General features: G+C 46.1%; 20 protein-coding genes and 1 tRNA gene. 10 read left to right on the top strand and 11 right to left on the bottom strand.

The features are described 5' to 3' along the window. Positions 1–386: pyridoxal 5'-phosphate synthase glutaminase subunit PdxT (pdxT, locus tag IT291_10740; GenBank protein ID MCC6221704.1), on the bottom strand; the 386-nt coding region annotated here is incomplete at its 3' end. A 38-nt stretch (positions 387–424) separates the two neighbouring features. Next, positions 425–1,309 carry a pyridoxal 5'-phosphate synthase lyase subunit PdxS gene (gene pdxS, locus IT291_10735; GenBank protein MCC6221703.1) on the bottom strand — a complete coding sequence of 295 codons (885 nt, stop codon included), beginning with the start codon at positions 1,307–1,309 and terminating at the stop codon, positions 425–427. Between the two features lie 158 nt (positions 1,310–1,467). Between pdxS and IT291_10730 the strand changes: the two genes are divergently transcribed. After that, positions 1,468–2,679 (top strand): DUF4340 domain-containing protein, encoded by a 1,212-nt coding sequence (locus tag IT291_10730; GenBank protein MCC6221702.1) that lies wholly within the window; start codon positions 1,468–1,470, stop codon positions 2,677–2,679. Between the two features lie 2 nt (positions 2,680–2,681). Here the strand turns inward: IT291_10730 and IT291_10725 are convergent, their stop codons facing one another. The 4 genes from IT291_10725 to IT291_10710 all read right to left on the bottom strand — a co-directional run bounded on the left by IT291_10725 (position 2,682) and on the right by IT291_10710 (position 7,041). Beyond that, on the bottom strand, positions 2,682–3,722 hold the full coding sequence (locus tag IT291_10725; protein MCC6221701.1) for a general secretion pathway protein GspK: 1,041 nt from the start codon (positions 3,720–3,722) through the stop codon (positions 2,682–2,684). 90 nt (positions 3,723–3,812) lie between these two features. Beyond that, on the bottom strand, positions 3,813–4,142 hold the full coding sequence (locus IT291_10720) for a hypothetical protein (protein MCC6221700.1): 330 nt from the start codon (positions 4,140–4,142) through the stop codon (positions 3,813–3,815). A gap of 339 nt (positions 4,143–4,481) precedes the next feature. After that, entirely contained in the window at positions 4,482–5,885 is a 1,404-nt protein-coding gene (locus tag IT291_10715; GenBank protein MCC6221699.1) for an HD domain-containing protein, read from the bottom strand. Between the two features lies 1 nt (position 5,886). Continuing rightward, positions 5,887–7,041, bottom strand: coding sequence for a 3,4-dihydroxy-2-butanone-4-phosphate synthase (locus IT291_10710; GenBank protein ID MCC6221698.1), 1,155 nt, complete (start codon positions 7,039–7,041; stop codon positions 5,887–5,889). 182 nt (positions 7,042–7,223) lie between these two features. Between IT291_10710 and IT291_10705 the strand changes: the two genes are divergently transcribed. Continuing rightward, entirely contained in the window at positions 7,224–7,793 is a 570-nt protein-coding gene (locus tag IT291_10705; protein MCC6221697.1) for a hypothetical protein, read from the top strand. Then, positions 7,786–8,373 (top strand): TlpA family protein disulfide reductase, encoded by a 588-nt coding sequence (locus tag IT291_10700; GenBank protein MCC6221696.1) that lies wholly within the window; start codon positions 7,786–7,788, stop codon positions 8,371–8,373. Before IT291_10705 ends, IT291_10700 begins: the two co-directional genes overlap by 8 nt. 23 nt (positions 8,374–8,396) lie before the next feature. Here IT291_10700 and IT291_10695 read toward each other — a convergent pair whose 3' ends face one another. Further along, positions 8,397–8,897, bottom strand: coding sequence for a hypothetical protein (locus IT291_10695; protein ID MCC6221695.1), 501 nt, complete (start codon positions 8,895–8,897; stop codon positions 8,397–8,399). A 257-nt stretch (positions 8,898–9,154) separates the two neighbouring features. Between IT291_10695 and IT291_10690 the strand changes: the two genes are divergently transcribed. After that, the gene (locus IT291_10690) at positions 9,155–10,546 is read left to right on the top strand and encodes a hypothetical protein (protein MCC6221694.1); all 1,392 of its coding nucleotides are present in this window, start codon (positions 9,155–9,157) and stop codon (positions 10,544–10,546) included. A 43-nt stretch (positions 10,547–10,589) separates the two neighbouring features. Further along, positions 10,590–11,252 (top strand): DedA family protein, encoded by a 663-nt coding sequence (locus IT291_10685; GenBank protein ID MCC6221693.1) that lies wholly within the window; start codon positions 10,590–10,592, stop codon positions 11,250–11,252. A gap of 33 nt (positions 11,253–11,285) precedes the next feature. Here the strand turns inward: IT291_10685 and IT291_10680 are convergent. Together IT291_10680 and IT291_10675 are read right to left on the bottom strand one after the other, a co-directional pair. Then, positions 11,286–11,358, bottom strand: a tRNA-Lys gene (locus IT291_10680). Between the two features lie 53 nt (positions 11,359–11,411). Further along, entirely contained in the window at positions 11,412–11,729 is a 318-nt protein-coding gene (locus IT291_10675; protein MCC6221692.1) for a hypothetical protein, read from the bottom strand. 183 nt (positions 11,730–11,912) lie between these two features. Between IT291_10675 and IT291_10670 the strand changes: the two genes are divergently transcribed. Genes IT291_10670 through IT291_10650 form a run of 5 tightly spaced genes read left to right on the top strand, consistent with a single transcriptional unit; the run spans position 11,913 to position 17,656 of the window. Further along, positions 11,913–12,464: a cytochrome c gene (locus IT291_10670; protein ID MCC6221691.1), complete on the top strand. Its 552-nt coding sequence runs from the start codon at positions 11,913–11,915 to the stop codon at positions 12,462–12,464. Positions 12,465–12,494: 30 nt separating this feature from the next. Next, a complete protein-coding gene (locus IT291_10665) occupies positions 12,495–13,850 on the top strand; it encodes a glutamate--tRNA ligase (GenBank protein MCC6221690.1) in 1,356 nt (451 codons plus the stop codon). A 2-nt stretch (positions 13,851–13,852) separates the two neighbouring features. Next, positions 13,853–15,910 carry an excinuclease ABC subunit UvrB gene (gene uvrB, locus IT291_10660; protein MCC6221689.1) on the top strand — a complete coding sequence of 686 codons (2,058 nt, stop codon included), beginning with the start codon at positions 13,853–13,855 and terminating at the stop codon, positions 15,908–15,910. A gap of 17 nt (positions 15,911–15,927) precedes the next feature. After that, positions 15,928–17,331 (top strand): spore maturation protein, encoded by a 1,404-nt coding sequence (locus IT291_10655; protein ID MCC6221688.1) that lies wholly within the window; start codon positions 15,928–15,930, stop codon positions 17,329–17,331. Positions 17,332–17,350: 19 nt separating this feature from the next. Then, positions 17,351–17,656: an RNHCP domain-containing protein gene (locus tag IT291_10650; protein MCC6221687.1), complete on the top strand. Its 306-nt coding sequence runs from the start codon at positions 17,351–17,353 to the stop codon at positions 17,654–17,656. Here the strand turns inward: IT291_10650 and IT291_10645 are convergent. Together IT291_10645 and IT291_10640 are read right to left on the bottom strand one after the other, a co-directional pair. Continuing rightward, the gene (locus IT291_10645) at positions 17,616–18,410 is read right to left on the bottom strand and encodes a thioredoxin domain-containing protein (protein MCC6221686.1); all 795 of its coding nucleotides are present in this window, start codon (positions 18,408–18,410) and stop codon (positions 17,616–17,618) included. The genes IT291_10650 and IT291_10645 overlap by 41 nt on opposite strands. A gap of 74 nt (positions 18,411–18,484) precedes the next feature. Further along, positions 18,485–20,533 carry a glycosyltransferase gene (locus IT291_10640; GenBank protein MCC6221685.1) on the bottom strand — a complete coding sequence of 683 codons (2,049 nt, stop codon included), beginning with the start codon at positions 20,531–20,533 and terminating at the stop codon, positions 18,485–18,487. Positions 20,534–20,559: the final 26 nt, after the last annotated feature.

Raw genomic sequence — 20,559 nt, 5'->3', positions numbered from 1 at the left:
CTAGTCCACTCTAAACGCTCCTCTATAAAGGAATCTTTTTGTCTGCCATAGGCGTTTCTAGTAACGTCGATGTCGAGCACATTTAGAGATTCTTGCCGAGGAGAAAATACGTTCTTTGCTAGCAAGATAATTCCTGCACAAGTGGCTAGTACTGCTAGGCCGTCGCTTGCAATATCTCTAATGCTGCGACGAAACTTGGCATCCATCAGCTTTAACATCGCGGGCGACTCGCCACCGGGTAAAATTAAGCCAGAAATATTAGAAAGTTGTTCAGCTTTTCTAACTTCAATAGACGAAACTCCAAGACTACTCAATTTGTCGCGATGCGCTTGAAAATCGCCCTGAAGCGCTAAAACGCCTATTTTTATTTCCGATGACCTATGCATTCTACGCAATTAGCTATCGCTAGTTCATAGCTACTGATCTACCAGCCCCTTCGAGCCAAACGTTCTTCGGCGGTTAAACTTTCTATATTAATTCCAGGCATCGCTGCTTTAAGCCCTCGCGACACCTCGAGCAGCATTTTAGGATCGTCGAAGTGCGTTACAGCCCTCACTATAGCTTGGGCCCTTTTGGCAGCGTCCTCTGATTTAAATATGCCAGAACCCACGAAAACGCTTTCCGCACCGAGTTGCACCATTAGAGCCGCATCGGCAGGGGTTGCCACTCCGCCTGCTGCAAAATTCGGAACTGGCAACTTGCCCTTAGCGGCGACGAGGCGCACTAGCTCGACACAGGCTCCAAGCTCCTTTGCAGTTGTAACTATCTCCTCTGAGGAGAGCGTAGTCAAATGGCGCATCTGTGATGTAATGCATCGCATGTGAGTAACTGCTTCTACTATATTTCCCGTTCCAGCTTCTCCCTTCGTTCGAATCATTGCAGCACCTTCGCTTATGCGTCGCAGTGCCTCCCCCAAATCCCTGGCACCACAGACAAAGGGAATGTTAAACTTAAACTTATCAATGTGATATTTTTCATCCGCCGGTGTTAGAACTTCGCTCTCGTCTATAAAATCAACTCCAAGTTCGCAAAGAATTTGCGCTTCGGCAAAGTGACCAATTCTTACCTTAGCCATAACAGGGATGCTAACGGCAGACATGATTTTTTCAATTACATCTATTGATGCCATGCGAGCTACTCCACCATCCTTGCGAATATCGGCTGGAACGCGCTCCAACGCCATAACCGCAACTGCCCCAGCATCTTCGGCAATTTTCGCCTGTTCGGGATTAACGACATCCATTATGACGCCGCCCTTAAGCATATCCGCTAGCCCGACTTTAAGTTTTAATCCTTCTGTGCTCGTCATCTCCCTTAGTCCTCTATGAAAGCTAATATATGAGTGGTTTGGTATATTAATGTAGCCGAGGGGTATTCTACAAATATTTTTGATAATTGTCGATCGTCTGCGCTCTATATATATAGAAGTTTGCAGAAATTCTTTTTCCCATGAAGTTGACTAGGTAAATGAGTAGAAGAAACCTCAAATTGCTTGGAATAATTGTAATGCTCCTCATCGGATCCTTGTTCTGGAGGTCGTCCGAAGAACGCGATGTTTCGCTTACCTCGGAAGGGTCGAATAGAATGCTATTTGGCGATGTGCCTTCAGAAAAAATTGCCAGGGTTATAATAGCCGATGGCAGTGGTAAGTCCGAATTGCTGCTAGTCGACAATCAATGGGTTTTGCCGGCGCGCTCCAATTATCGCGCGGATAACACAAAAGTCCAGGCCTTTGTCTTGAATCTATTAAGTCTAAGCGTTTCAAAGGTAGTTAGTAATTCGACTAAGGATTACGAGAAGCTAGGGGTAGGCGAGAGGTTGGACGGGAGTGGTATTGGAAAGGTGTTATTTTTTGATGTCGAGAATAGTGTGCTAGGCGGTTTGCATGTGGGATCTCTTCGCGAGCGCGCAAATTCTTCGCCCCAAAAACCTAAAATATTTGATGGGCAGTATCTTCGGCGAGTTGGGGAGAATGCAGTGTATCTCTTAGATGAGGCAATTTCGATAAATTCTTCTAACTTGTTTTGGCTGGATTTGAGTCTAGCTAACGTGCTTACGTCTAGGATTGAATCGGTTGAGCAGGCGAGACTTAAAAGCGATGGAGAAGTTTTAGTAGAATTTGAGTTGATCCGAAATGCCGCGTTTCAAGGCGCAAGCGACACATCCTTTGTCCCAGGCGGAACAGTGGTCGAGGGAGCTAGAGTTCGACCACTTACTATTTCACAGGTAGTTTCAGGTTTAGAAAATCTCAGGCTTAACGATGTGGCAAGACGAACAAATGCCGTTGGCAATGGTGCCCTGCCAGTGGAGTTTGATATGAAAACTACCTACAGGCTTTTAAATGGCCTTTCCTATGCAGTTTCTACTCATGAATCTAAGGAGAGTGAAAAATACTATGCCGCGATTGAAGTCAAGTTCGACATGGAACGCGCGTCTCGCTTGGTAGAAAGGGAGGAGCAAGCGAAGCAAGAAGAGGCATCGTCCATCGGTAGCGGGGATGATTCCAATAGTAAGAAGATTGAACGTGAACTAAAAATGTCAAATGTCGAGGAGGCTAAAGTTTTAAATGAGGCGTATGCGCCGTGGATTTATGAACTGCCGGACTATCTGGCCCAGAAATTTCGCAGTAGCAAAGAAGATCTGTTCGAGAGAGCCGAATCTCAAAAACCCGTTTTCTAAACTCAATAGTACTTAACAGATTTTACCCGAGTCCCTCTTTGCTGAGTTCCGTGAACGCTTACAATAGCATGAAGCCATTTAGTCACATTTGGCATTGCGACGCGACTAATTACGCTGAATTCGGAGCTAGTAACTTTAGTGTGCTTGGCAAGGAGTGGATCCCCAAGAACCAGTGGGTAGAGGATGTCTTTTGTTATTGGCAGATTTAGGCGCTGTTGAGCGAGTTCAGCAGCTTGGGATTCTGAAAAGCCTACGGCTATCAACACCTCATAAGGTGCAGTATTTACATTAATTCGCCGAATAATAGCACTTGGCTGATCGGAGACGCGTATAAAAGGAGCTATCCTTCGCACTCGCTCTGCCGTCATGCCTGGAACGAGTTGCAATTCTGTTAGACTTTTTAGTGGCCGGTCAAAAAACATATCGCTATTGGAGCTCGATTCTATGCCCTCGCCATCAAAGGAAATGTTGCTGTAAGAGGTATCGTCTGGGTCAATCCAGTCGTGAATTATCGCTACCTGTTGACCAGCCTCATAAGCTAGATTCCCAGGAGTTCGGTACTGTTCGGGGTCGTAACTTTCGCTAAGAAATCCAGCGGCAATAAATATTTCTCGAACTGAGTTTTTCCAAAACAAACTCGACTCCTGCAGAGGGTTCGCCTTTTCTTGTGCCTGCGGGTTTGTTGCCTCTACGAGACTTCCGCCATGTGGATTGGGATTTGGCGTGGGTGGGTCGGCTATGGAATTGATGTCAATTTTTCCCTCTTCGTCGACTATGATTAATCTCGTATTTCCTTGAAAATCCGAGATAGGTAACGTCGGTGCGGAGCCTATCAATGCCCACGGTTCGCCCAACCAATCCTCGTTAATGCCATCTAGTTTCGGTAATTCGAGCAGCAAGCGAGCAAAGTTCAAGGTGGATTTAAGGATGTATTCCGCTTGAATTGATTCACAATATGCGCGTGAGGTACGAGTATCGAAACGCATTCGATAAGAAAAATCCATTACCAATATGCTCGCAAGGGCAAGAACAAATACTGTCATGAGCAGGGCGAGACCCGACTCATCTTTGCTCCGCAATGAGATTTTTTTTGCAATTAGTCGAGTTAGGAAAGCGATTACTACCACTTTATATTACGACAACATGAGCTCCTTTTCCCTTTCGCCAGAGGGAGACCGCAAGTTAAATAGTATCTCGCGAGCATCATCGCGAATCATGCCTGAAAGCCCATTAATTAGCTGAACATGCCTACTTACTTCCTGCCAGTTTTCCAAGGTAAAATGCTTACAAAGATCATTCCCCAACGTGCGCTGCTTTCTTAAAATTTCCTCATATGAGTCAATTCTGCTAAGGAGTTCAACAGGCGGTTCGTGCTTAGCCCGCAGAGAAACTCGCGCAGACTCAATCGCTTGCTCAAGGTCATTTAGAGAATCAAATAGTCTTTTGATCACTAGATGTTTCACAGAGGTTCTCCTTAAAAAATAGCTAGTTCAATTGCTTTGCACAGCAATGAGCAGCAAATGCGTGCTCATTCCCTCTTACGTAACGGCTATAGCCTTTGTGGGGAAACAAATACACCCTACAGCAAATATGCGGCCAAACACAACTTGCTTTTAATATGGGGAGTTATAAAATTTATGTGAACTAAGAATGTCGCCAAAATGTGCGGTGTTTTTCTCTGATATGTGGGCTTACTACTCAAACAACGTGGAGGTAAGAGGGGTTAGACAGGCTGTCTAAGAATGAGTCGACCTGTCGCTGAATAATTCAATTGCGATTTCTACTGCGTGAGCATGTAGAAATTATCGGATTCGTCCCAGTTTTTCTTTAACTATTTTTGGTACCGCCATCCACCTTTTTGGGTTTTCCCTCTTGGTGCACAAGTGGTTAATGAGTGGCTCGACTTGAGCGGCTGAAACTATTGAGTTGTTGTCGAGAATGACTAGTGGCGCTTGCTCGCTCGGCTCCTTATGTGAGTCGGCTCTCTGGATGCTAAGGACGTAATACGTTGGGTCAAGTCCAAGATTACTAGCTATTTCTCGGGCTCGGACTAGCAATGGATGCTCGCTGCACTCGCCAGGCGCGCATGGCGCAGACTTATCCAAATCTAGTCTAATGGTTTTAAAAAGCTGTCTATCGCGCAAGCGAATAGCGAGGTCTCTTAGTATGTGGTCTTTGCATTCGCACCAGCTTTCAGTGTGATAGCTCCACCAACCTTCAGTCATTTTAAATATGGTTTCAAGCGGAAGCTGATGGGCGTAATTGTTAGTAGTTATGGCACTAAACATGACGTCATCGCAAAAAATGCCTAAGTCTTCTAAAGCATTTCTCGGCGAAGGATTACCTGAGTATGGTTTAGTAGAGACGACTACGAGATCGCGAAGTCTCCTAATCAGGCTAAACATTAAAGCATCCGCCGATTGAAGGACTCTGTGTTGATATACCTGACGGTACATTGATTCCCTAGCGACGAAGAAGTGAGTGAGAGCGTCTAGCCTATTTTCTTGAATGACCAAATGTCCATCTGGAGACAAGCTAAAAGCGTCAATTAATGCCAGCACGTTGTAGCGTCCATAGCTAACGCTACACATTGCGCTGTCGACGATGGTCCAATTTCCTCTATCGGCATTCCAGCCAGCCCCTGATATTATTGATTTAGTCCAGGGCGGTAGAGAGCTGTCGTCAAGCAATATTCGCGAGACCAAATCTGGCAATTCCTTGCGCGCAGATTTTAATATCCTGCTAATTTCGGCATCCTCCTTAATAACTCTAACGCTAATGCCTTCGTGATCGTCAGCGGTATCGCGGCCCCACAATTTTGCTGCAACGTGAGAACCTGGAGCTACGTGTCCAACATCGTGGAGTATGGCCGCACATGCAACGGCGTCTCTATATGGCATAACCATTTCGGGACTGATTTTTAGCAAGCGATCCATCAGCAACATAGAGAGATAGGCAACGCCTAAACTGTGTCCGAAACGCGAATGTTCGGAATACATGTACACTAAATTCGTGTTACCGGTCTGCCGTATGTGGCGAAGACGCTGCATCCAACGCGTTTCAACTAATCTTAAAACGAGATTTCCTACAATGTCGGCAGAATCGAAAATTAAGGTTTGATGCGCAACGTCGGCAAAACTAACCGTCGACGAAGAGTTGCCTTTGCCAGCAGCGTGAACATTATCTGGCCATGCGGCATCGTCCATTCTAGCAAACCTTCTCCTGTGAAATAGACTCTTGCGGTTTTAGCGGTAGCCTATCGACGATCTCCACGGAAAATGCCTTAATCCCCGCTAACTCCTGACTGCTATTGGTAAGCAGTTTAATGCGACGGATTCCAAGTGCCGAGAGAATTTGAAAGCCTATCCCGGTTTCTCTTAGTTCGCGGCTCTTAGTCGGCGTAAAAGCGCTTTTTCTTGCAAGTGCCTCCACCTGTGCCTGCAAAACTCCCTTCTTGGGATGCCGAATGTAAACCAATACGCCGCATCCGGCCTCGCTAATAGTGCTAAGCGCGCTGTGAATTGAATCTCTAGTGTTGGCATTGTCAATTCCCAAAAGATCCCCAATCCTATGCTCAGCTTGAACTCTGACTAACACAGCTCGGCTCGTTCCGTCCGAAGCAAGTTCGCCGATGTCTCCTTTTATGAGTGCAAGATGCTCACTGTCATCGCTCTTGGAGCGAAAGACGACTGCGCGAAAAGTGCCGTGTTGTTTTAACGGTATACGAGTGTCGGCTATTTTCTCGATAATGTTTTCCGTAGCGAGTTTGTGTTTAATTATATCCGATATTCCAACGGTTCTGAGGTCGTTAACATCAGCTAGTTCAAGTAGTTCCTCGTAGCTTGCAAAATCGCCATCCTTATTTAAGCAGTGGCAAATAGCTGCAACCGGAACCAAATTAGCAAGTTTTAGGAGATCTGTGCTCGCCTCTGCAATTCCACTGTTTACTAAAACTCCACCATTGTTTGCGCGTAGTGGAAAGATGTGACCAGGCATGACTAAGTCTAGCTTGGGGTGAGCGGTGGTGGCTAGGGCTTGTAAAGTCGCTGCTCGATCGGAAGCGCTAATTCCAGTTGTGACGTTATTGCGAGCATCGACGCTTACAAAAAAGTCTGGAGCCGAGTTTGCCTTTGCGGGAGTCATCATGTGAAGTCCTAAATCAGCTAATCGCTCCTCAGTTATAGCAGCAGATATAACTCCGCGACCAAAATTGACCATGAAGCATATGTCCCTGCTGAGAACTTTCTCAGCAGCTAGCACTAAATATCCGCTAATATGCTTACTGGCGTCGTCGATTGCGACTATAAGCTTTCCCGCTTTTAGTGCTTCTATGGCCCGACTTACTTCTGTATTCTCTTGCATCTAAAAAACCTTTTATGCACTAATATTGTCGACAAATCTTGTGCGCCGAAAAATAGGCTTTCCCTATGAATGTGTCCACGTGCTAAGAATTATTGTTTAGGCGTAATTTTTTATTCAAATGGCCCTTTCGATTGTTCTTGTAGCATAGTGTGCCAAAATTGTCAGGCCTAGGGGGTCACAACATGGTGGATATTATGAGAGTTAGTTATTTACATGAGTATTTTATGAATTGTGGCTTTTTACTCGTCTTAGTAGGCCTTGGTTTTATAGCTATCCCCTTGGCTGAGGCGATAGAGCCAGCCGCGCAAAAGGTGGATATTGGCTTGTCTCAAGGAGCAAAGGTTGCTGAGGGAGAGGTTGCGAGCATAGAAGGCGATGGAGGTGAAATTGGCCAAAATGTCAACGTAAGAATACGATCTATAGAAATTGCGCCGACCGCAGTTCTGGTGAATCCTGGAACTACGGTAATATGGGTAAACGACACGTCGAGCCCTTTAAAGGTGAAGTTTGTATCGCGGGCAGTTTCTACTACGTGCAAGGCCCCTCTAGGCTTTATTATTGGGCGAAAGGGCATTTACGAGTCTAAGGAGCTTAATAGCGGCAGTGCTGCTAGCTTGTGTTTTCTCGAAAAGGGAAAATACGAGTACGTGGTGATATTTCCGCGCGATGCCGTAGTGGAGAAGAGTGGGGAAAGTGCGGATGGGAAAACGCTTCTAAGCCCGATGAAGGGCTTGGTTGAGGTTGGTGGATAGAGTCAGTCATTCCCCAAAAATGTTGATGCTATGCGTCGTTCTGGCATGTAGGAATGTTTTTATTTTTATTTTAGCCAGCTTTTTTTTGCCTCTGTCAGCGTTTGCCGATGATTTGATTGTTGAGTATAAAGTATCGCCTCCGCGGATGGGGGAGGCTTATGATATTTCGGCGCTTCAATTTACTTACCTCGACAATAAAGCTTTTAACGCGACTGAGATAAGGAATAAGAAGGTAGTCTTGTATTTTTGGTCAATATATTGCAGCAGTTGCATGGAGCATCTTCGAGAGTTTGATGCCTGGCGGGATAAGTTTATCAGTCATGACGTAGCTTTTGTTAGTGTTCATCTATTTGAAAGTGACGGCAAGAAGGTGGCGGCGAAAGTAGCTAGTTTGGGAGTTAATTTAACAGTCTTGTTATGTCCTACTTGGGTGCGCGATTTGCTTGGAATTCGCGAGTTGCCAACGGCTTTATTATTTGACAGTTCCGGGATATTTGTTGGGCGGCTAGATGGCATTTCTAGTAGCGAACAATTGGGCGCAGAGCTATTTAAAGGGCAGGTTGAGGATGACTCTCCTTAGGTGGGGCGTAGACTTTTCTGGAGTTAAGTGGTCAATTTCCTAAAAAATTTTAGGAGTATGGACGAGTTTTTGTTCTTTAGTTTTGCGTTAGAAAGCGAGTTTAGCTGAGTGCCGCTTATAACAACTGGAGTTGGAGCTGCTTTTTTCGTTACGCTGTGTAGCTTTGAGTTGGTGCTAGGCTGCGTTTTTTTTCGCCTTGCGCTAGCGTTTACTAGTTGCTGTTCTGCTTCCGGAGCTTGGTCGTGCATGAGTCGCCAAAGGGCGTATCTACCGCAGGCGGAAGAGAAGTTGCAGATCAGCAGATGGTGAGTTTCTAATGCAGCCGAGTCTATTGACATTTTGTAATCGCGGCCAGTTTCTAATAAAAAGTAACTGTGAAGTATTTCTACCCAATTTTTTCGTGCGCGATATGCAGATAGCTCGTCCTCGTATTGGCCAATGAGGGCTGCTGCTTCGGCGTTAAAAAGTAGTCCAGAGCCATTTCTGGCCTCGCTTAAGGTAGCTCTTTCTATTTCCATGGCCATAAAAACCGGTGGTTCTTGCAGTTTGGATTAAGTCGTTCGGTGCTTTATTTGGTATCGTCATAAGTTGTGAACTTCTTTACGGATATGCTTAGTAAAAGTTAGGAAGACAGTTGCCTTAAATGCTCGCGAGTTTTTTGTGAACTCTAGACGTTTGTGTGCGGAGCGCGGTGCCGGGTTGTGTATCTTTTGCGCTGGGATTTATTCGTGATATTTAGGGGTTATAGCGACTCGCAGTAATTTAAAGGGAGGTACGGGTATTGGATAATGTAATATCGCATGCGGTTGAACGGAGCGGGTTTCGACCGATGGTAGGGGCTTTGCCGATTGATTGCGGACTGGCTTTTGCGTTTAGCCACAAGTGGTCGCTTATTAGGTTGGCAATTGTTCCACTGTTGTTAGAAATTTTAGCAAGTTATGTCGCCAATTCTAGTAATTTGGCTCGACCTGCCTGGCTTCTTGGGGTTGTTATTCCGGCTATTTCCTCTGTGTGGGTTTTTTCTGCCGTTTTAATGCTGGCTGTAGACGAATTAAGGAATGAAACCAAGCCTCTATGGGAAGTTATAAAGAGGTCTTTTTTTTACATGCCTAAGGCCTTTATAAGCTATAGCGTAGTCGTTTCTATCGTAGTAGTTGGTCTTTATCCATTGGTAGTGCCTGGCTTTTTGTTTTTCTGTTTCTTTATGTGGGCGCCAGCATTTTGCGTTGGAGAGGCGTACTGTCATAAAGGAAAAGAGAGCGAAACAGAGGAACTTGAGGAAGAGGGACAAGTCCTGCTTTCGAGGAATAAGGCTAAGAAGTATTTTTGTAACTTGTTTCCCTGGGATCTCGGCTTAGTTCGCTCGTCTCGCCTTGTTACTAAGCATTTATCTACGACAGTTCAGCTTTCCTTAATTTTACTTGCGGGTCTAGTTGTGCCCATCGCGTTAATTGGCGTAGCTACTGCATCTAGCGGTCAAATGTTTGCCGTTGTGATTCGAGAGGGTCTTCTTTCCCTAGTAGGCGTTTTTATCACGGCCATTTGGGCGGGCACATTTTTAAACATATTGCCAACTGAGGCGCTGAGAGAAATAGGTATTGTTGAACCTAGGGGTCGGGAGATCTTGTTAAAGAATGGACTGGCGAGCAGGTTTTGTCGCGTGCAGGGTAGATGGATTCCAAGCGTTATTTTGCTTTTGTTGACGGTCATTTCTGCTTGGAGCATGGTGCAACAGTCAGTTAAGTTGAGTCAGGTTCCGGCATCGGCAAAAGTTGATGTCGCGTCGGCCGAGATTAAAGAGAGTGAATTTGTGCTAACATTACACCTACGAGACGAAGAACAAAACTTTCGTTGGCTTGCTCCAGAAAGATTTATGGTAGCGGTTAATTCGGCGCAGCCGTTAAGTGCGGAGAGCACTAGCGTGTTTCCAACTGACGAAACTGTTTCTGAGGGTGCGCGCATTGCCCCGCACCAAGCTGTTTTATTTGGACAAGATGGGGCAATTCTACCTTATGTACATCCTGCCCACCGCATGGGGGAACTCCAGCTCGTTCTGCATTTTGAACGATCGAAACTACCGATTGAGGAAGATAGTAATTTTTCTCTATACTATAAAACGATTTTAGGAGATGGGAGTAAGCTATATCAGGGCTCGTTGAATAAGAACTGGTAATAGTAGCGAGGCCGAGGTAAAGTGACGCATTGAGGGTTTATTTGTGGAAGCTTTGATTCAATTATTTGACCTATTTCTTCATATCGATAAGTACCTGGATATTATCATTCGGGACTATGGTGCGTGGACGTATGGGTTGCTGTTTGTGGTGGTATTTTGCGAAACCGGCTTGGTCGTGACTCCTTTTTTGCCCGGCGACTCGTTGCTCTTTGCTGCAGGCGTGTTCGCGGCACGCGGATCGCTAGATGTTTGGCTTCTTGGGCTTTTGCTTTTTGTAGCAGCTGTTATCGGAGATGCAGTCAATTATGCGGTAGGGGCTTATATAGGACCCAAGGTCTTTGAGAGGAAAGGTTCTAGAATTTTTCGCCCGGAATACCTCGAAAAAACTAGGAGTTTTTATAATAAGTACGGCTCGAAAACCATAGTGATTGCTCGTTTCGTTCCCATTGTCCGTACATTTGCCCCTTTTTTAGCTGGGGTCGGTTCCATGCGCTATCGGCACTTTGCCATGTTCAATGTTTCTGGTGCCGTGCTTTGGGTAGTCTTGTTTGTCGGCGCTGGTTTCTTATTCGGAGAGCTTGAATTTGTAAAAAAGAATTTCACTGTGGTTATCTTTGCGATTATCCTTCTTTCTATACTCCCTGCGGCAGTAGAGGCATGTCGTGCTAGACGTGTGAGTAAGGCTAGTTGTTTGGTGGAAAACTAATCGTATCTGCGCGTTATTTCAATAGGTTGAATATGAGGCGTACTGGACTCGAACCAGTGACCCGTTGCTTAAAAGGCAACTGCTCTACCGCCTGAGCTAACGCCCCTCATTTGCAGGAGCGTGAGACTCTCGTATTTTTGCATGCGTTGTCAAGACTGATTAAAGTCTAAGATTATTGAGAGCAGTCAGTAATCTTGAGGATTCAAGTAGGTTATTAATTTGTCTCTGCACGTCGAGAACTCTTTGAAAGGTTGCATCGAGGTCGCTGGCGGAAGTTTCGCGGTCTAGTTTAATTAACAAGCGTTCATAGGTTTCCAATAGTTCATGCATTTCGTTTTTTTTCTCTTCGTCCTGTAAATTCGCCTCAAAAATTTGCCTAAACGACACATGGCGTTTATAGGCACGAGGAAGAAAACGATTTAGTTCCGTTATAGGCATGTTGCTTTTCATATTATTTGCAGGATGTGTCGAACGCAAAGGAAGTGTCTCCCGAGCCATTCTTTTTGACCGATTTCTAAGCAAAAGACAATCCCCAATTAATATTATTAAGTGCCTCGTGGCTATGAACTATTGAGTGAGGTAGGGTATTGACAAAGCTAAGGCATGGGGGGAGATTTGGTGCCGGATTTATTGTATCAATAGGTGTTTTAGTGAAAAGTTATGAAATTAATTAAAAAAACTTTTATTGTTTTTTCCTTGTTAGCGGTTGCAGGTTGTGAGCGCAATTGGCGCGATGTGGGCGGAAAAGGCGATGTGATAACTGCGCCGAAATACGAGACCTCTGCTAGCGTCTCAGCAGTGCCGGGAAACTCGCAAATTGCCGAAGTAGCTCCCAAAGGCGCTGGGCCAGATGGAGCTGCGTTATACGCTAGGCACTGCGCTGCTTGTCATCAAGCTACCGGCCAAGGAATCCCCGGAGTTTTCCCGCCACTCGACCAAAGCGAATATGTGGTAGGTGACCCGAATCACTTAGTCGCCATTGTAAATTATGGGCTGCTTGGGCCAATAACCGTAAACGGTGCGGCTTACAATAGCGCCATGGCGGCTCTTGGCACACAGATGAACGATGAGGAGCTTGCAGCAGTAGCTTCGTACGTTAGGGGTGCTTGGACCAACAAGGCTTCGGCGATTGATAAGTCTGTCATTGCCGAAGTGCGAGCAAAGTGGGGGCAGCGTGGGCCGCTTACGGTTGCTGAGCTCAGCGGCAAGTAGGCGCTTAAATCTGCATTCCTAGGTTAAACAGTGGAAACAACGCGCGTTAGATTTGCACCTAGCCCCACCGGCGAACTTCACGTCGGCGGAGCGCGAACGGCACTGTTTAACTACTTTGTGGCAAAAAAAAATAAGGGCACATTTATCCTCCGCATCGACGACACCGATCGAGAGCGCTCGAGACCCGAATTAGAGCGGGATATCTGCGAAAACCTGCGTTGGCTAGGCATCGAATGGGACGCCGGGCCCGATAATCCGGGAAGTTATGGTAGTTTAAGGCAGTCTGAAAGGCTTAATAGGCATTGCCAAGCGGCTCGCGAGATGTTGGCTAATAACAAGGCCTATTGCGATGAAGGTGGAGCACTGCGCCTAAAATATCCAACAAGTGATATTGTAATAAATGATGTCATCTGCGGAGAATGTGTATTTTCGCCCAAAGCCCTGGGACCGGAACCGGTCATCCTCCGCCAAGATGGCACGCCGACATATCACCTAGCCTCCGTAGTCGATGATGCTGACATGGGGATTACGCATGTAATAAGAGGTCAGGATCACCTCACTAATACGGCAAAGCAGGTTCTAATTTTTCATGCGCTCGAAGCTAGACTTCCAGTATTTGCGCACCTGCCGCTTATTTTGGGTACGGATGGCCAGAAACTTTCTAAGAGAAACTCAGAAGGTTTAGCCGCCGTTTCTCAGTTTAGGACAAGTGGATATTTGCCACAGGCGCTTGTGAACTTCCTAATGCTTCTAGGTTGGTCACACCCTCAAGGCAAAGAACAAATCTCTATAGAGGACGCAGTTGAGGCTTTTTCTTTAGATCGAGTCGGAAAGACGGCCTCTATATTTGATGTGCCTAAGCTAGATTGGCTTAACGCTTGGTGGATAAAACATTTGCCCGTAGAAGAAATTAGCCGTGAAGCATTGCAGTTTACGGCTGAATATAGAGACATAATCCTTCAACGCGGAGACAAGTATTGGCGAGATGTCATAAGCACTTTGCGAGATGAGCTTAGGTCGCTGCGAGACGCAAAAGTGTTGGCAAAGATATTAGTCGCTGAGGAATTTGAAGTTTCTGCTGATTCGCGCGCACTTTTAACCGATTGCGATGAGCAAGCAGTTTGTAGCCAGATTGCAAAGGCATGGCTCGAATTAATAAAGGAAACCGCGACTGAGGGCGATTCGGATTGCTACGATGCAGCGCAGTTTCAGCAACTAAACTCTATGCTTAAGAAGCAATTGGGATTTGGCGGGAAAAAGCTTTTTCAAGTTCTGCGAATTGCGATAACCGGACAACTTTCTGGTCCCGAACTCAAGGCAATAATTCCGTTTATAAGACGAGAGTTGTTGATCGAACGAGCAAGTCAAATACTTGAGAATTTTTAGCCATGTGTGGCGATGGCCCGCTCTATTCCACCAACGCATTTTTAATTAATAGCGCCTATGGCCCTAGCGGGGATCAGAACAATGCCATTGAGGAACTTTCTCGCAACCTGTGCGCTGGCAAAAAGCGACAGGTTTTATTGGGCGTTACTGGGAGTGGAAAAACTTTTACAGTTGCCAAAGTTATTGAAAAGGTTAATCGCCCGGCATTAGTCATAGCGCACAACAAGACATTGGCCGCTCAACTCTATTCAGAGTTTCAAGAGCTGTTTCCCGAAAACGCAGTGAGGTATTTTGTAAGCTATTACGACTACTATCGCCCAGAAGCCTATCTTCCGGCTACGGATACATATATCGAGAAAGACGCTGCCATCAATGAGGAGATCGACAAACTCCGCCACGCTACTACCAAAGCCCTTCTTGAGAGGCGAGATTGCATTGTCGTTGCAAGTGTTAGCTGCATATATGGATTGGGCGCGCCGGAAAACTATTTTAACATGATGCTGTATCTCGAAGCAGGAGACCGCGTATCCCGTGAAGAAGTCGTAAAAAAACTAGTGATGTTACAGTATTTGCGAAATGATGTTGATTTTCGCACAGGCAGATTCCGCGTTCGCGGCGATGTTGTCGAAATTTGTCCCGCCTATGAGGATTCCCGCATTATACGCATAGAGTTCTTTGGCAATGAGGTCGAGGAGCTTAGCGAAGTAGATCGCCTTAGTGCCAAGGTGTTGCGCCGCTTAGAAAGAATCTGCATTTATCCGGCAAGTCATTTCGTTACTACTAAGGAACGACTAAAACAGGCCGTTCAGACTATTAGACGAGAATTGCGCGAGCGCCTGAGCGAGTTAGAGCGACAATCAAAGGTATTAGAAGCAAGGCGTTTGGAGCAGCGCACCCTCTACGACATAGAGCTTTTGGAGGAAATGGGATTTTGCCCAGGGATTGAAAATTATTCGCGACACCTTACCGGAGGCACTCCCGGCGAGCCGCCACCGACCCTACTTAGCTACTTTCCAGAGGATTTGTTGGTGTTTATAGATGAAAGTCATGTCACAGTTCCACAACTCGTTGGAATGTATAGGGGAGACCGCGCGCGCAAGCAAACTCTAGTAGACTATGGCTTTCGCCTTCCATCGGCTCTGGATAATAGGCCGCTTAGATTTGACGAATTTGAGAAAAATGTTGGCCAGGTCATCTTCGTCTCCGCTACACCGGCAGAGTTTGAGATTGGAGCAAGCGAAGGATTTGTAGTAGAGCAAATTATTAGACCCACCGGCTTATTAGACCCTGAAGTCGTCGTGCGGCCTGCGATAAGCCAAGTTGAAGATTTTTTAGGTGAAATTAAGGAAGTCGTCGGGCGAGGGGAAAGGGTGCTGCTCACAACACTTACCAAGAAGATGGCTGAAGACTTATCCACCTATTATAGAGAAATTGGGGTGCGCGTAAGGTATTTGCATTCGGAGATTCATACGCTAGATCGCATTGAACTAATACGAGGTTTAAGAGAGGGCGAATTTGACGTGCTCGTAGGAATCAACCTCTTGCGCGAGGGTTTGGATTTGCCAGAGGTTAGCTTGGTAGGCATCATGGATGCCGATAAGGAGGGATTTTTGCGGTCCCAGACTAGCCTCATTCAAACGATTGGCAGGGCGGCGCGGCATCTCCATGGGCGGGTGATTTTGTACGCGGACGTAGAGACGCGTTCGATTAAGGCAGCAGTAGCAGAGACAAACCGTCGCCGCGAAATACAGCAAAAACATAACGAGACTCACGGCATAATCCCCACACCCGTAAGGCGCGCACGAGACGGCATTGGATTGGTGGCTCAGGAATATGGCGAGTCGGGAGATCGTTTGTGGATGGGAGTTGACACAAATGAAACTATCGCCGGCTTCTCATCCGAGGAGCTCCCACATGATATTGCTGGATGTAAGGCGCTAATCGAGCGCATGAGAGGCGAGATGCTAGGTTTTGCTGCTCAATGTGAATTTGAAAAGGCCGCATCGCTGCGCGATAAAATATCTTGGCTGGAAAAATACATGTTGGGTTTTTGTGATTAATATGGGCTTGTAAGAGTATGGCGAATAATAAAAGCACTGGCAGAGATAACGCTGAAGAGATTGCTTCCACTACCGACAATAAGGCGAGCGCGATAAGCATAGTCTTTGTTTTTTTCGTTGTGGGAGGCATTTTTTTTGGCGCTTTTTCGGGGAAAATGCAGCAAATCACCGAGGAGAGTTTTAATGCAGCTAAAAGCGCGGTGACTCTTGCGATTAACCTTATAGGTGTCATGGCGTTATGGCTCGGCTTTATTCGCATTTTAGAAGCAGGAGGCTTAATGTTTTGGATAGCACGTAAAGTTAAGCCACTGATGACCAAGCTTTTTCCAGAAGTTCCGGCGGAACATCCGGCAATGAGTGCAATGATCCTAAACCTTTCGGCCAATCTTCTAGGATTAGGCAACGCGGCAACTCCCATGGGAATACGGGCTATGGAGGAGTTAAACAAACTTAACCCCTTTCCAGGGATGGCAACTAACGCAATGTGTCTGTTTCTAGCCATAAATACATCTAGTGTAACGATTTTGCCGTTGGGAGTTATAGGAGTAAGAGCTGCGGCTGGAAGCAAATATCCAGCAGAAATATTCTTGCCAACATTAATCGCGACGATTGCTTCGACGACGATTGCAGTAATCGCGGCTACTCTTTTGGCGCGCAGGGATAAGAAATATTTGGAGTTAACTCAGCAGGCTATAACTACACCGCAAGGTGGGTCAAAAGTTTCTAGTAACGAAGTCGATATAGACGCCTCCAAAGCGGAAAACTTTGGCAATTTTAAACACCTGCTTGGCAGTAGCAAAGCTAGTAATCGACTCATAGCGAGTGGGATGTTGCTCATGTTATGTATCGCGCTTGTAGTTCGCGCATTTAAGGCACCAAATATACTTGATTTTCTAAGTAATGAGGTTATGCCGTTTTGGCTGATGCCATTTTTAATGCTCGGCATAATTTGCTTTGGAATAGCTAGAGGAGTGCGGATTTATGAGGCAATAACCGAAGGAGCCAAACAAGGATTTGATATTGCGGTAAGGATTATTCCATTCCTAGTCGTAATACTAGTAGCAATCGGAATGTTTCGCGCATCTGGCGCAATGGAGGTTATGGCAGTGAGGCTAGAGCCGCTTACGGGACTTATAGGCATGCCAGCAGACACATTGCCAATGGCGCTAGTTAGACCCCTTTCGGGGAGTGCGGCTTTTGGGATTATGAGTGCGCTAATAGAGGCGGATCCAAATTCTTACTCGGCTTATGTAGCCTCTACCATGCAGGGAAGTACCGAGACGACTTTTTATGTCCTAGCAGTTTACTTTGGTGCGGTGGGCATTACCAAAATTCGCTACGCCTTAGTGGCTGCACTACTAGCTGATGTGGCGGGTTTAGTTACCTCTTCTCTTGTCTGTTCGGCCATGTGGAGACATTGATGTGACCGACGCTAATAAACTGTTTTCGGCCTGCAAGGAGGATTTTACCTGTTTTCGTTGTGCTAAAGTAGTTAAGGGAAACGGTTATACCAATCATTGTCCACAATGCCTATGGAGCAAACACGTCGACAATAATCCAGGCGATAGAGCTTCAAATTGTGGAGGGGAAATGGAACCAGTAGCAATAGAAAAGAGAGGAAAGCAGATGGCGATCTTACACAGATGTCAAACTTGTGGGTTTGAACGCCGCAATAAGACCGCCTCTGCGGATAGCTTCGAGGCAGTTATTGAAGTTTTGTCTTCCAGCGCTCGACGATGTCCTTAAAGTATGGCAGTGGTCGCGCGCCGCGCACCTGCACGCCATTTACAAAAAAACCAGGTGTCCCACGAACGCCATGCTTGGTGGCCAATGCGACGTCATCCTCTATTACTTTGTCGTACTTGCTCGCGTTGGCGGTTAGGTCAGCCTTGAACTTATCTACGTTAAGCCCGCTAATGCCTTTAGCCATCTCAAGAAATCCTTCATCGGTTAGATTTTGCTGATTCTTAAATAGCGCGTCGTGCATTTCCCAGAATTTTCCCTGCTCGCCAGCGGCCAGTGCTGCTCGCGATGCGGGCTTGGCTTGAGCATGAAAGGGTAGAGGCAAATGCTTGAAAACGACTTTTACGTCATTTGGATATTCCTTTAACAACTCATCCATTACGCTTGCGCCGCGTTGACAATAGGGGCACTGAAAGTCCGAAAACTCAACAACGGTAATTTTTGCATCGGCCTTGCCGCGTGCCGGAGAATTGCTCACATCTAGCTTAATAGGATTATTGAACTGATCCTCCAGCTCTTTTTGCTCGCTCTCTGCAGCTTTCTTCTGTTCGTCCTCTCTCTTTTTCCTAAAATGAGCTTCGAGAACCTCGCCAATCTTTTCGACATTCTCTGGTTTAGCCAAATAAGAATTCATCTGCTGCTCAAATTCAGCAGTATCCAATGCCATAGCTGGTGACGAAGCTAGTAAAAGCAAGCTGGACATTAACATGCCAGCATGTGTTTTCTTTCTCTTTAGGAATATATTTTTTGTAACCATTCTCTATCCTTTCTCCAATCGATTAAAATCTACCCTGGACGTTCTGCGTCCATGTTCGAAAGTCCTTTAAGTATCTACCCCGCACAGTGTTCTTTTGCAAGGAGAACGCTGTAAATTCGCTGGCCCATAGCGAGCAGCGTAAGCGTAGAGAGAAACTGTTCGAGGGATTTTTGGTCGATATCCTGGCTCGTAGCCGCTATTAAAGCTTTTTTGAGGGCCGAGCTAAGAAAACTCACTAACGAGCTGCCTAAATCCGGGCACTTTAAAACGCTTAGATGCGGCATGTCTAACGCAATGTTGGGAATCTCGCTCTGGGGCACCTTGGCACTGGGCGAAGGTGTTGAAGAACTAATCCACGATGCCAAGTTAGTTGTCATAGACTCTGGTGTCTCTCTTGTGAGGGCAATAATTCCAATGCCTGCTAGGGCAGCTATGGCCGCTTCAACGCGCAGTTCTATAATTGCAGACATCTCTGTCAGCGTGCTGCTAACATTTAGAACAGTTTCACAGCTACTTAAGACATACATAGTTGACTTCTCCACGAGATCGCGATTTTCATTTTGAGACGAAAGGTCGATAATTCTAAGATTGCTATTCGACTTGCTTTCTATTAGCGACAGGTTTAGATCGTCAGCAGCCATGCGCTGCAATTCATTATTGCAAAGTGCGACAAACGTGAAATCCTTTATACTTGAAATTACAAGCCTTAGAACGCTCATCTTCCAACAATAGTCTTCCATCGACGAACTCAATAATCCCCCTTGGTTGCTTGAACCTTGGCTTATTTTGTCAGGCATAAAGATGAGCACTGTGGCGCGAGATGATTTTGTAGGCGTGACTGCCTTAAAATTGCCCTCTCTTGCCATGCGCAGGCTATTGGGGAGCTTAAATGGCGGAAGCATCCATGCGTGCGGCGACAACCTTGCGTTCGCTCCCAAAAATTTAAGCGGCGAAAATTTGGACACGACGAAGGGAAGTATTTCTTTGTTTACCAAAAGAGATTCGTGCGAGCTGTGAGAAAAACAAAGTTTAGTGGAAAAATTTAATGGCCTGAATGCATAAGCACTCAGTTGCGAGTTTTCTGTGCTACTAGCGCCTTTAGCGTGGGCGGTTATTTCTGTAATCGCTAGCAAGGACTCATTTTCGTCTTGAGATTTAGTTGCAGTTGACGCCCTGCAGCGGTTTCCGGAGGCTTCCAAAGATGCCGAGATTAGGGCTTGCATCTGGTGCGCCTCAGTAGAACGGTTGTAACAAAGTGCGATCTCGAGCGGCATTCTAAAATGCTCCAAATGGGCTTTTGCCTCAAAGGCAGTTTCTTTAGCCTTTTCTGCAAGTGCGTTTGCCTCGAGTTGTGCAGTTAGAGAATCCTCGTGCAAACAGTAGAGGTACAATGTTTCGTCTGTATCGATGTGAGATAAAGGTGCGGCGACACTAGCCCTAAGCCAGTAATCGTAGTCCTCGTGCCCTAAAAGGCGCGAATCGTACTCTCCAACCATGTCTCGAATACAGCGCCTGTAAAGGAAGCAAGCATTGACAAAGTTATCCCCAAAATCTGCTAAAAGATCCGCTGACAAAGGGAGAAGAAGTTTGTGGCTGGCGTCTGTCTGCTGATTTTGCGGCCTATAGGAGCTGTTTTTTAGTGGCTTTCCATCGCGATCTATCAGCTCCACATTCGCGTAAACTAAACCTATGCTTGGGTTAGCAATCAAATAGTCAGCAAGCATGCCAATAGCCCGGGAGTGGTAGCGGTTATCGGCTGATGTCCATGTCAAGAACCTTCCCTTTGCTGCCGAAAATCCACGGTTTAAAGTCTCGCAAAGTCCTCTATGGGGTTCGTGAAGAACTGTTACTCGGCTATCAGCGAGGAATGGCTTAACAGCGGTTTTAATTTCATCGGTAGAGCCGTCATCAACGATTATTAGTTCCAATGGATAATTATCGTTTGCCAGAACTGAGGAAATCGACTTAGTAATAAAACCACTTTGGTTATAGACGGGTAGGATTACGGATACGAGGGGACGATATACCCAGGTAAGTTTAGTTCTTGTAGTAGCAAAGGGAAAGTTAAAAAATTGCCTGCGCCGCAACATTGCTAATAAATGGAAGTAATAACAAAAAAACACAAACGAGCCTGGTTTCTGGTGTGGAG

The organism is Deltaproteobacteria bacterium, from assembly GCA_020845775.1.
GTDB lineage: Bacteria > Bdellovibrionota_C > UBA2361 > SZUA-149 > JADLFC01 > JADLFC01.
This window is presented reverse-complemented; position numbering and strand designations above follow the sequence as displayed.

What these genes read in the sequence shown, in the direction of transcription:
- pdxS (MCC6221703.1), bottom strand. Translation starts at nt 1,309, where the DNA reads ATGACGAGCACAGAAGGATTAAAACTTAAAGTCGGGCTAGCGGATATG.
- IT291_10730 (MCC6221702.1), top strand. Translation starts at nt 1,468, where the DNA reads ATGAGTAGAAGAAACCTCAAATTGCTTGGAATAATTGTAATGCTCCTC.
- IT291_10725 (MCC6221701.1), bottom strand. Translation starts at nt 3,722, where the DNA reads ATGACAGTATTTGTTCTTGCCCTTGCGAGCATATTGGTAATGGATTTT.
- IT291_10715 (MCC6221699.1), bottom strand. Translation starts at nt 5,885, where the DNA reads ATGGACGATGCCGCATGGCCAGATAATGTTCACGCTGCTGGCAAAGGC.
- IT291_10710 (MCC6221698.1), bottom strand. Translation starts at nt 7,041, where the DNA reads ATGCAAGAGAATACAGAAGTAAGTCGGGCCATAGAAGCACTAAAAGCG.
- IT291_10705 (MCC6221697.1), top strand. Translation starts at nt 7,224, where the DNA reads ATGGTGGATATTATGAGAGTTAGTTATTTACATGAGTATTTTATGAAT.
- IT291_10695 (MCC6221695.1), bottom strand. Translation starts at nt 8,897, where the DNA reads ATGGCCATGGAAATAGAAAGAGCTACCTTAAGCGAGGCCAGAAATGGC.
- IT291_10670 (MCC6221691.1), top strand. Translation starts at nt 11,913, where the DNA reads ATGAAATTAATTAAAAAAACTTTTATTGTTTTTTCCTTGTTAGCGGTT.
- uvrB (MCC6221689.1), top strand. Translation starts at nt 13,853, where the DNA reads ATGTGTGGCGATGGCCCGCTCTATTCCACCAACGCATTTTTAATTAAT.
- IT291_10655 (MCC6221688.1), top strand. Translation starts at nt 15,928, where the DNA reads ATGGCGAATAATAAAAGCACTGGCAGAGATAACGCTGAAGAGATTGCT.
- IT291_10645 (MCC6221686.1), bottom strand. Translation starts at nt 18,410, where the DNA reads ATGGTTACAAAAAATATATTCCTAAAGAGAAAGAAAACACATGCTGGC.